The organism is Rhodococcus sp. GXMU-t2271 (assembly GCF_041414735.1).
In the GTDB taxonomy this organism is placed as follows: Bacteria; Actinomycetota; Actinomycetes; order Mycobacteriales; family Mycobacteriaceae; genus Rhodococcus; species Rhodococcus indonesiensis.
Map to the genome: position 1 here is coordinate 1 of NZ_JAUIZP010000085.1, position 12,708 is coordinate 12,708.

Consider the following 12,708-nt stretch of genomic DNA (forward strand, 5'->3'; position numbering starts at 1 on the left):
GCTCGGCGAGATCGAGGCCGCCCTGCGCGGTCTCGACGACGTGCGGGACGTGGCGGTGATCGCGCGCGACGACGACCGCGGCGGCGCGCAGCTCGTGGCCTACGTCGTTCCGGCTGGCGGTGCGGAAGTTGATGCTGCGCAGCTGAAGTCGGCCCTGGCGCAGCAGCTGCCGTCGTACATGGTGCCGGCGGCGTTCGTGGTGCTCGAGGCGCTGCCGCTGAACGTCAACGGCAAGCTCGACCGCAAGGCGCTGCCGGCGCCGGTGTTCGGGGCGCGGGCGGGCCGGGCCCCGACCACCGTCTCGGTGGAGGCCGTGGCACGGGTGTTCGCCGAGGTCCTCGACCTCGAGCGGGTGGGCCTCGACGACGACTTCTTCGAACTCGGCGGCAACTCTCTGCTCGCCACCCAGGTCGCGTCCCGGCTCGGTGCCGCCCTCGATGTCCGGGTGCCGATTCGTGCGCTGTTCGAGTCGCCGACGGTCGAAGCCCTCGCGGTGTCCGTCCAGCATCAGAGTGCCGACGCTCGACGTCCGCTCGAGGCGCGGCCGCGTCCCGAGCGGATCCCCCTCTCGCTCGCCCAGCAGCGCATGTGGTTCCTCAACCGGTTCGACACGGACACCGCCGCGTACAACGTGCCGATGGCGATCCGGCTGACCGGGACGCTCGACGTCGCGGCGCTGCAGGCGGCGGTGGGCGACCTCGTCGCCCGGCACGAGATCCTGCGCACCTACTACCCCGAGACGGCGGACGGCCCGATCCAGGTCGTCGTGCCTGCCGCCCAGGCCGAACAGGACCTCACCCCGGTCCCGGTGGCCGAGCACGAGATCCTGACAGCCGTCCACGAGCTCGGTGCCACCACCTTCGACGTCACCACCGAGGTGCCGTTGCGGTTGCGACTGTTCCGGCTGGACGGGAACGACCACGTGCTCGCGCTGGTCGTCCACCACATCTCGGCCGACGGTTCGTCGGCGGGTCCGCTCACCCGGGACCTGATGCAGGCCTATATCGCCCGCTCGCAGGGCGAGTTCCCGGCGTGGGCGCCGCTGCCGGTGCAGTACGCGGACTATGCGCTGTGGCAGCGGGAGGTCCTCGGTTCCGAAGACGATCCCGAGTCGATCGCGGCGAAGCAGGTGGCGTACTGGAAGGACGCCCTGGCCGGTCTGCCCGACCAGCTGGACCTGCCCACCGACCGGCCGCGCCCGGCCGTGCAGTCCTTCGCCGGCGCCCGGACCGGGTTCGCCGTCGACCCCGACCTGCACGCGCGGCTGATCGAGCTCGCCCGTCGCAGCAACACGACGCTGTTCATGGTGATGCACACCGCCCTCGCGGTGTTCCTCGCACGGATGTCCGACACCGACGACATCGCGATCGGCACGCCCATCGCGGGCCGTGACGAGCGGGCGCTGGACGACCTCATCGGCATGTTCGTCAACACCCTGGTCTTCCGCACCCGGGTTCGCCCGGACGCGGCGTTCGAGGAACTGCTGGCGCAGGCACGCGAGGCCGACCTGGGCGCATTCGCCAATGCCGACGTGCCGTTCGAGCGGCTCGTGGAGGTGCTCAACCCCGTCCGCTCGACCGCGCGGCACCCCTTGTTCCAGGTGGGCCTGTCGTTCCAGAACGTCGCTCAGTCCCGCCTCGAGCTGCCCGGTCTGACCATCGCGAACGTCGATGCGGACATGGAGATCTCGCAGTTCGATCTGCATCTGATCGTCACCGACCGGCACGCGGAGGACGGTGCCGCGGCCGGTGTGACCGGCTTCTTCACCTACGCCACGGACCTGTTCGACGAGTCGACGGTGGCCGGCTTCGCCCGGCGCTTCCTGCGGTTGCTCGAGTCCGTGGTGGCGGACCCGTCGCTCCCGGTGGGCGACGTGCCGCTGCTCGACGACACCGAGCGGCTGCGGGTACTCGAGGGCTGGAACGACACCGATCACACCGTCGACACGTCGGCCACGCTGGCCGACCTGTTCGACGCGCAGGTGCAACGCACCCCGGACGCCCCCGCCCTGTTCTTCGCGGGCGAGACGCTCACCTACGGCGAGTTCGATGCCCGCGTCAACCGGCTCGCCCGGCACCTGATCTCGGTCGGAGTCGGTCCCGAATCTACGGTCGCCCTGGCGATGCGCCGGTCGATCGAGCTGCTCGTCGGCATGTATGCCGTCACCAAGGCCGGTGGCGTCTATGTGCCGCTCGACCCGGACCAGCCGGCCGAGCGAACCGGATACATCCTCGACGCCGCGGCGCCGGTGGTGGTACTGACCACCGAGCGGGACGCGTTCGAGCTGCCGGGGGACAGCTCTGTCCCGCACCTGGCGATCGACACGGCCGACCTGTCGCCCCATGCCGGTGATCCGGTCACCGACGCCGAGCGGCGGGCGCCCCTGCGGGCGTCGAACACCGCGTACGTGATCTTCACCTCGGGTTCGACGGGCCGGCCGAAGGGTGTGGCGGTGCCGCACGCGGCGATCGTGAACCAGTTGCTGTGGAAGCGCGAGCACTTCGGCCTCGGGTCCCAGGACGCGGCGCTGCTCAAGACCGCGGCGACGTTCGACCTGTCGGTGTGGGAGTTCTGGTCGGCGCTGGTCTCCGGTGGCCGCCTGGTGATCGCCACACCGGACGGGCACCGCGATCCCGGGTATCTGAACACCCTGATGGCCGAGCAGGCGGTCACCACCCTGCACGTGGTGCCGTCGATGCTCGAAGCGCTGCTCGTCGACTCCGACGGGGTGCTGCCCAGGTCTCTGCGCCGGGTGCTCGCGATCGGTGAGGCGCTGCCGGCGGCGACGGCGCAGCGGTTCCTGCAGCACAACACCGCGCAGCTGGTCAATCTCTACGGCCCGACCGAGGCCGCGGTGTCGATCACCGCGGGCGACGTGGCCGACGTCTCCGGGGCCTCAGTCCCGATCGGTGTGCCGGAATGGAACTCGCGGGTCTACGTGCTCGACGGGCGCCTGCACCCGGTGCCGGTCGGGGTGTCCGGCGAGCTGTATCTCGCCGGTGCGCAGCTGGCACGCGGCTACCACGGCCGGGCGGATCTGACGGCGGAGCGGTTCGTCGCCTCGCCGTTCGGGGACGGCGAACGGCTCTACCGCACCGGCGACCTCGTCCGATGGGACGCTGCCGGACGTCTGGAGTACCTCGGCCGCAGCGACTTCCAGGTCAAGGTGCGCGGATTCCGGATCGAGCTCGGCGAGATCGAGGCCGCGCTGCGCGGTGCCGACGAGGTGCGCGACGTCGCGGTCCTCGCCCGGGACGACGATCGGACGGGCACGCAGCTCGTGGCGTACCTGGTTCCGGAGCCGGGCGCGCTGCTCGACATCGCGCGCGTGAAATCCGGCCTCGCCGGGGCATTGCCGTCGTACATGGTGCCGGCGGCGTTCGTGGTGCTCGAGGCGCTGCCGCTGAACGTCAACGGCAAGCTCGATCGCCGGGCACTGCCCGAGCCGGTGTTCGAGGCGCGGGAGTTCCGCGCCCCGAGCACCCCGGTCGAGGAGATCGTCGCCGGCGTGTTCGCCGACGTGCTCGGCCTCACCCGGATCGGTGTCGACGACGACTTCTTCGAACTCGGCGGCAACTCCCTGCTCGCCACCCAGGTCGTCTCCCGCATCGGCGCCGCGCTCGACGCGAAGATTCCGGTCCGGGCCGTCTTCGAGGCGACCACGGTCGGGGCTCTCGCCGTCGCGGTCGAGCAGCACGCCGGCGGCGGCGGGCGTCCGCCGCTGGTGCCGCAGCCGCGGCCGGACCGGATTCCGCTGTCGCTGGCCCAGCAGCGCATGTGGTTCCTCAACCGGTTCGACACCGAGTCGGCGGCCAACAACATCCCGGTCGCCGTCCGGCTGACCGGAACACTCGACGTGGACGCCATGCGGGCCGCGGTGCGCGACGTCGTTGCCCGGCACGAGGTGCTGCGCACCGTCTACCCGGAGTCCGACGGCCACGCCTACCAGGTGGTCCTGCCGGTCGCCGAGGCGGCCCCCGACCTCGCACCCGAACCGGTGTCCGAGGACGACCTCGTCGCCCGGGTCGTCGAGGTGGTCTCCGCGGGCTTCGACGTCACCGACGAGATCCCCTTGCGGGCCCGGCTCTTCCGGGTCGCCGACGACGACCATGTGCTGGTGTTCGTCGCGCACCACATCAGCGCCGACGGCTGGTCCATGGCACCGTTGACGCGCGATGTGATGATCGCCTACGTCGCGCGCGCGGCCGGCCACGAACCGAACCGGGCGCCGCTGCCGGTGCAGTACGCGGACTTCGCGCTGTGGCAGCGTCAGGTGCTGGGATCGGAGGACGATCCGGACAGCCTCGTCTCCGCCCAGGCCGACTACTGGAAGCGGACGCTCGCCGGGCTGCCCGACGAGCTGAACCTGCCCACCGACCGGCCGCGACCCTCGGTGCAGGCCTTCGAGGGCGGCAAGATCGAGTTCCGCATCGACGCGGGCACCCACCGACAGGCTGCCGACCTCGCCCGGCGCAGCGGTACGACGCTGTTCATGGTCATGCACACCGCCCTGGCGGTGTTCCTGGCGCGCATGGCCGCCGCCGACGACATCGCGATCGGCACGCCGATCGCCGGCCGCGGTGAGGCCGAACTCGACGAGATGGTCGGCATGTTCGTCAACACCCTGGTGCTGCGCAGCCACATCGACGCCGACGCCGGATTCGCCGAGCATCTCGGGCGCATCCGCGAGAGCGATCTCGAGGCGTTCGCCCACGCGGACCTTCCGTTCGAACGGCTCGTCGAGATCCTCAACCCCGAGCGGTCCACGGCCCGGCACCCGCTGTTCCAGGTCGCCATGTCGTTCGAGAACCTCCCCGAGACCGGCCTCGAGCTGCCCGAACTGAGCGTGTCCACGGTCCCGTTCGACGTCGACAGCGCCAAGTTCGACCTCGCGCTGACCCTGCGCGAGCACACCGCGGCGGACGGCGGACCGGACGGGATCTCCGCCGAGTTCACCTACGCGCGGTCCCTGTTCGACGCCGACACCGTCGAAGGGTTCGCCGCTCGCTTCGCCCACCTCCTCGACGCGGCCGTCGCCGACCCGGCACTGCCCGTCGGTGACCTGCCGCTGCTCGAGCCGCACGAACTCGAGCGGTTGACCCACGTGCGCGGCACCGACGTCGTCAGCGGCGGAACCCTCGCCGACCTCCTCACGGCCGGCGCGTCCCTCGACTCGGACGCGACCGCCGTGCGGTACGAGGGACGCTCGATCACCTACCGCGAGCTCGACGAGGACTCGTCCCGGCTCGCGCGGCTGCTGATCGAGCGCGGCGTCGGCCCCGAGAACATCGTGGCCGTGGCGTTCCCGCGCTCCTACGACATGGTCCGGGCGGTGTGGGCGGTGGCCAAGGCCGGTGCCGCACACGTGCCGGTCGACCCCTCGTACCCGCCGGAGCGCGTGCGCTACATGCTCTCCGATTCCCGTGCCGCCCTGGGGATCACGGGAACCGCTCACCGGGCCGGTCTGCCCGACGACGCGGAGTGGCTGGTCGTCGACGATCCCGGCCTCGCAGCGGACGTCGCGGCCCGTTCGGCGGCCCCGATCACCGACGCCGATCGCGTCCGGCCGCTGCGCCCGCAGCACCCCGCCTACCTGATCTACACGTCGGGGTCGACGGGCCGGCCCAAGGGCGTCGTGGTCACCCACACCGGCCTCGGCGGCCTGCTGGACACGATCCTCGACCTCTACGGCCTGACGTCCCGATCGCGGTTCCTGCACATCATGTCGCCGAGCTTCGATCCGTCGGTGATGGAGTGGATCGCGGCGTTCTCCCAGGGCGCCACGCTGGTCGTCGTGCCGTCGACGATCATCGGCGGCCCCGACCTCGCGGACCTGTTCCGCACGGAACGCCCCACGCACACCATCATCACCCCCGCGGTGATCGGCACCGTCGACCCCGACGGCCTCGACAGCCTCGAGGTGGTCGTCGTCGGTGGCGAGGCCCTGCCGCCCGAGCTGGTGAACCGGTGGGCGCCCGGCCGCACCCTGCTCAACGGCTACGGTCCCACCGAGGCGACGGTCATCTCGACCTATGCGCACGTCCTGCCGGGAGATCCGATCACGATCGGCGGGCCCGTGCGCGGCACGACCGCCCTCGTCCTCGATTCCCGGCTGCGTCCCGTCCCCGTGGGCGTTGCAGGTGAGCTGTACCTGTCGGGTGCCGCCCTCGCCCGCGGCTACCACCGGCGTCCGGTGCTCACCTCGGAGCGGTTCGTCGCCGATCCGTTCGCGGCGGACGGTGCGCGGATGTACCGCACCGGCGACATGGTGCGCTGGCGTGTCACGGCCGACGACCGCCTCGAGCTCGAGTTCGTCGGGCGCAGCGACTTCCAGGTCAAGGTGCGGGGATTCCGCATCGAGCTCGGCGAGATCGACTCCGCGCTGACGTCCCACGAGAGTGTGGACTTCGCGGCCACGCTGGGCCGCACGACGCCGTCCGGCGGCACCGTGCTCGTCTCCTACGTGCTGCCGAAGGCAGGCGCGACGGTCGACACCGCCGCGCTGACCGAGTTCGTCGGCCGCTCGCTGCCGGCGCACATGGTGCCGTCCGCGATCGTGGTGCTCGACAAGATCCCGCTGACCCCGGTCGGCAAGCTCGATCGCCACGCGCTGCCCGAACCGGAGCTCGAGGAACGCGAAATACGTTCCGCGAGCAATGATCTCGAGGAGACCATCGCCGAGGTGTTCGCCGAGGTGCTGCGCCTCGACCGGGTCGGCGTCGACGAGTCGTTCTTCGCGCTCGGCGGCGACAGCATCGTGTCGATCCAGCTGGTCTCGCGCGCCAAGGCCCGCGGTGTCGTGTTCACCCCGCGGGACGTGTTCGAGCGGCGATCCGTCGCCGGACTGGCCGAGGTCGCGACCCGCACCACCGCGGGGGAGGGCCCCGGCGGTCTGCAGGAGCTGCCCGGCGGCGGCGTCGGGGAGGTCCCGCTCACTCCGATCATGCGTGAGGTGCTCGGCTGGGGCGGCGGCTTCGACCGCTTCTCCCAGTCGGTGGCGGTGACGTTGCCGAAGGACCTCGACCGGGACGTGCTGGTGCGCACCGTCGGCGCCGTCGTCGACCACCACGACGCGCTGCGGTCGATCCTCGAGCACGACGCCGACGGCGCCCCCGTGCTGCGGGTACGGGCCGCCGGCACGGTCGACGCCGACGAACTCGTCACCCGCGTCGAGGTGCCCGCCGACATCGACGACGCCGCGCTCACCGCGGTCGCGTCGCGTGAGCTCGACGCTGCGCTGGACCGGCTCGCGCCCACCGAGGGACGCGTTCTGCGGTTCGTGTGGTTCGACTTCGGACCCGGCGACCGCCCCGGCGACCGCCCCGGCGTGCTGCTCGTCGTCGCGCACCACCTCGTGGTCGACGGCGTCTCGTGGCGGATCCTGCTGCCCGACCTCGCCGTCGCGTGGGGCCAGGTGGCCGCGGGACAGGACGTCACGTTGCCGGCGGTGGGCACCTCGCTGCGCCGCTGGGCCCACGGTCTGGTGGACGCGGCGCGCGCGCCCGAACGCCGGGCGGAGCTCGAGCTGTGGCGGTCGGTGCTCGACGGGCCTGATCCGCTGCTCGGCGCTCGTGCGTTCGACCCGGCGGTCGACGTCGCCTCGACCGTGCAACGGCTGGAGGTGACCGTCCCCGCGGCCGACACCGACGCCCTGCTGACCTCGGTGCCCGCGCTGTTCCACGGCAGCGTCAACGACGGGCTCATCGCCGCTCTCGGCCTGGCCCTGACCCGGTGGCGACGCGACCGCGGCATCGACGCGACGTCCGCACTGCTGAAGTTCGAGGGCCACGGCCGCGAGGAAACGGTCGTGCCGGGTGCGGACCTGTCGCGCACCGTCGGCTGGTTCACCAGCGCGCATCCCGTGCGGGTGGACCTGACCGGAATCGACGTGGACGACGCCTTCGCCGGCGGGAGTGCCATGGGATCCGCGGTCAAGGCCGTCAAGGAACAGCTCCTGGCGATTCCGGACAAGGGCATGGGCTACGGCCTGCTGCGCCACCTCGACCCGGTCGGTTCGCAGGTCCTGGCCGCGTACCCCACCCAGCCGCAGGTGAGCTTCAACTACCTCGGCCGGGTGTCGGCGGCGGACGTGCCCGAGGAACTCGCCGCGATCGGCTGGGTTCCCACGGACGCGCTCGGTGGAGTCGACGCCGCCCTCGACGCGGACATGCCTGCCAACGCCGTCGTCGACATCAACGCGATCGTGTCCGACGGTGCGGACGGACCTCGGCTCGCCGCCGGGTTCGCCTTCCCGACAGGGCTTCTCGATCCGGAGGACATCGAGTCCCTCGCCGCGTACTGGGTGGACGCGCTCGCGGCGCTGGCGCGGTACGCGAACGAGCCCGGCGCCGGCGGCCTGACCCCGTCCGACGTGCCGCTCGTGTCGGTGACGCAGCAGGACCTCGAGGCGTGGGAGGCGCGCTTCCCGTCCGCGGCCGACGTATGGCCGCTGTCGCCGCTGCAGTCGGGCCTGCTCTTCCACGCCCTCATGGACGAAACCAGCGTGGACGTCTACACGATCCAGGCCGTGCTCGACCTCGACGGTGTGGTCGATCCGCAACGGCTGCGCACCGCCGCGCAGGCGCTGCTCGACCGGTACCCGAACCTGCGGACGGTCTTCGTCAACGACGCCGCCGGTGCCGCGGTGCAGGTGGTGCTGTCGGATGTGCGGGTGCCGTGGCGCGAGGCCGACCTCTCGCAGCTCGTCGCCGCCGAGGGTGTCCGCGCGACGGTGCCGTTCTGGCGGGAGGAGCAGGCGCGACGGTTCGCGATGGACGAGGCGCCACTGATCCGGTTCGTCCTCGCGTCCCTCGGAGAGGGCCGCTACCAGCTCGGCGTGACCGTGCATCACATCCTCGTCGACGGCTGGTCGATGCCGCTGCTGATGCAGGACATGATGATGCTGTACGCCACCCGCGGGGACGCGGCGCCGTTGCCGCGAGCCCGCTCCTACCGGTCGTTCCTGGCGTGGGTCGCCGAGCGTGACCTCGACACTTCCCGCGCGACGTGGGCCCGGGTCCTCGACGGGTTCGAGGAGCCGACGCTGCTCGCGCCGGCGACGGACCGGCACCCCGGTGCGGAGGGCGCCGACCGCGTACGGCTGCTGCTCGACGACGACCGCACGGCCGAGATCGCCTCGGCCGCAGCCCGGCTCGGTGTCACCGTCAACACCCTCGTCCAGGCGGCCTGGGGCGTACTGCTCGGCCGGTCGACCGGACGCGACGACGTCGTATTCGGCGCCACCGTGTCGGGCCGGCCGGCGGATCTGCCCGGCGTGGAATCGATGGTGGGCCTGTTCATCAACACCCTGCCGGTGCGGGTGACGTTCGACCCGCAGGAGCCGATCGAGCGGTTCCTGCAGCGTCTCCAGCGGGAACAGGCAGAGCTGCTCGAGCATCATCACCTGGGACTCACCGAGATCCAGCGGGTCGCCGGACCGGCCGTCGCGTTCGACACCCTCACGGTGTTCGAGTCCTACCCGCTCGACGAGAAGGGACTCGCCGAACAGGCAGCGTCGATCGACGGCATGTCGGTCACCGGCGTCGGCACGAACGACGCCACCCACTACCCGCTGAGCCTGTTCGTCCACGTCGGATCCGGCATGGAACTCGACCTGCGCTACCAGCGCAGGCTGTTCGACGCCCAGCAGGTCGAGACGCTGCTGTCGCGGTTCGTGCGCGTCCTCGAGACGATCGCCGGGCAGCCGGCGCTGCCGGTCGGCGACGTCGAGCTGCTCGACCCGGCCGAACTCGAGCAGATTCTGCACGGGTGGAACGACTCGGACCATGCTCTCGACGGCACCGAGTTGTTGCTGTCCCGGTTCGAGGCGCAGGTCCGCCGCACCCCGGATGCGGTGGCACTGGCCTACGAGGGTGCCGAGCTGACGTACGCCGAGTTCGGCGCCCGCGTCAATCGGCTCGCCCGGCACCTGATCTCGCAGGGCGTGGGGCCGGAGTCCCTGGTGGGCCTGGCGATCCGGCGGTCGTTCGACCTGCTGGTGGGCATGTACGCGATCGTCGAGGCCGGCGGCGCGTGGGTGCCGATCGATCCGGATCACCCGGTCGACCGCGTCCGGCACATCCTCGACACGGCCGATCCGGTGTGCATCGTCACGACCGCGCGCGACGAGTTCACCGTCCCGGACGGACTCGCCGTCGACGCCGTACTCGTCGACGAGCTGGACATGTCGGCGATTTCGGCTGCGCCCGTCACCGACCGGGACCGGCGCGCGCCGCTGCGCCCGGACAACACGGCCTACGCCATCTTCACCTCCGGCTCGACCGGCCGGCCCAAGGGCGTCGCCGTCACCCACCGCGCCATCGTCAACCAGACGGCGTGGATGCTCGACGAGTTCGAGATGACGGCGCAGGACGTCTACCTGCAGAAGACGGCCACGACGTTCGACGTGTCGCTGTGGGGCTTCTTCATGCCGCTGAGCGTGGGGGCGAAGCTGGTCGTGGCGACACCCGACGGGCATCGTGACCCGGTGTACGTGGCGGAGGTCATCGCCCGCGAGAAGGTGACGATCACCGACTTCGTGCCGTCGATGCTCACGGTGTTCGCCGCCCACGTCGACCGCGAGTCGTGCACCACGCTGCGCCACGTCTTCGTGATCGGCGAGGCCCTGCCGCCCGAGACGATCGAGGGCGTGCGGCGTATCAGTACCGCCGGGATCGACAACCTCTACGGCCCGACCGAAGCGGCGGTGTCTGCGACGTTCTGGCAGGCACCGGCCGACGGACCGGTCGACGTCGTGCCGATCGGCGTCCCGGAGTGGAACGTGCGGGTGCTGGTCCTCGACGGCCGGCTGCGGCCGGTTCCGGTCGGTGTCCCGGGTGAGCTGTATCTGGCGGGCGTGCAGCTGGCACGCGGCTACGTCCGTCGCCCGGACCTGACCTCCGACAGGTTCGTCGCGAACCCGTTCGGCGCGCCGGGGGAGCGGATGTACCGCACCGGTGACCTGGTCACGTGGAACGAGGCCGGGGAACTCGAGTACATCGGCCGCACCGACTTCCAGGTCAAGTTCCGTGGTCAGCGCATCGAGCTCGGCGAGATCGAGACGGCGTTGCTGGCGCACGAGTCGGTGAACCAGGCCGCGGTGCTGGTCGTACCGACCCCCACCGGCGACCAGCTCGCGGGGTACGTGGTTCCCGCGCCGGGCCACGAGGTGGATGCCGGCGCGGTGATCGAGTTCGTGACGCGGACGCTGCCGTCGTACATGGTGCCGGCGGCGATCGTGGTGCTCGCGGAGTTCCCGCTGAACACCTCGGGCAAGCTCGATCGCAAGGCGCTGCCGGCGCCGACGTTCGCCGCACGGGAGTTCCGGGCACCGACCACCCCGATCGAGGAGATCGTCGCGGGCATCTTCGCCGAGGTCCTGGGCGTCGAACGGGTCGGTCTCGACGACGACTTCTTCGCGCTCGGCGGCAACTCCCTGATCGCCACCCAGCTGGTGGCGCGTCTGGGTGCGGCGCTGGATTCGCGAGTGCCGGTGCGGGTGCTGTTCGACGCCTCCACGGTCGAGGCGCTCGCGGCGCACGTCGAGCAGCACGCCGGATCCGGCGGCGCGGTGCCGCTGGTGGCCGGGCCGCGGCCGGAGCGGGTACCGCTCTCGCTCGCGCAGCAGCGCATGTGGTTCCTCAACCGCTTCGATCCGGAGTCGGCGGCCTACAACCTGCCGGTCGCGCTGCGGCTGTCGGGCCGGTTGAACGTCGCCGCATTGCAGGATGCGATCCGGGACGTGTTCGAGCGGCACGAGGTGCTGCGCACGGCGTACCCGGAGACGGACGACGGCGCGGTCCAGGTCGTGCTGCCGGTGACGGCGGTGGTCCCGGATCTGACGCCGGTGGCCACCAGCTGGGACGAGGTGGCCGACCGGATCCGCGAGCTGGCCTACACGGGCTTCGACGTGACGTCGGAGGCTCCGATCCGGGTGCGGTTGTTCACTGTCGGCGAGGACGAGACGATCGTCGCGTTCGTCGTGCACCACATCTCGGCGGACGGTTCCTCGATGGGGCCGCTCACCCGCGATCTGGTGACGGCGTACGTGGCCCGCTCCACCGGCAACGCTCCGGACTGGATGCCGCTGCCCGTGCAGTTCGCCGACTACGCCCTGTGGCAGCGACGGGTGCTCGGCGACGAGAACGACCCGGCATCGGTGGCTGCGAAGCAGGTGACGTACTGGAAGCAGGCACTGGCGGATCTGCCGGACCAGCTGGATCTGCCGACCGACCGGCCGCGACCGGCCGTGCAGTCGTTCGCGGGCGGGAAGATCGACTTCACGATCGACGCCGACCTGCACCGGCAACTGGTCGAGCTGGCCCGGGCCCGGGGCGCGACGTTGTTCATGGCCGTGCATGCCGCGTTCGCGGTGCTGCTTGCGCGGCTGTCGGGCACCGAGGACATCGCGATCGGTACGCCGATCGCGGGCCGCGGTCAGCGTGAACTCGACGATCTGATCGGCATGTTCGTCAACACGCTGGTCTTCCGTACCCGGGTCGAGTCCGGTGAGTCCTTCGCGGACCTGCTCGACCAGGCGCGGGAGCGGGACCTGCAGGCCTTCGCGCACGCCGACGTGCCGTTCGAGCGCCTGGTGGAGGTGCTCAATCCGGAACGGTCGACGGCGCGGCATCCGCTGTTCCAGGTGGGCCTGTCCTTCCAGAACCTCGCGACGACCAGTCTCGAGTTGCCGGGACTGACCGTGTCCGG

1 protein-coding gene is annotated in these 12,708 nt (G+C 71.3%); it reads left to right on the forward strand.

All coding sequences use genetic code 11. The features are described 5' to 3' along the window. Positions 1-12,708, forward strand: a 12,708-nt coding sequence (locus tag QYS60_RS25600; protein WP_371384639.1) for an amino acid adenylation domain-containing protein, incomplete at both ends; no start/stop codon positions are given.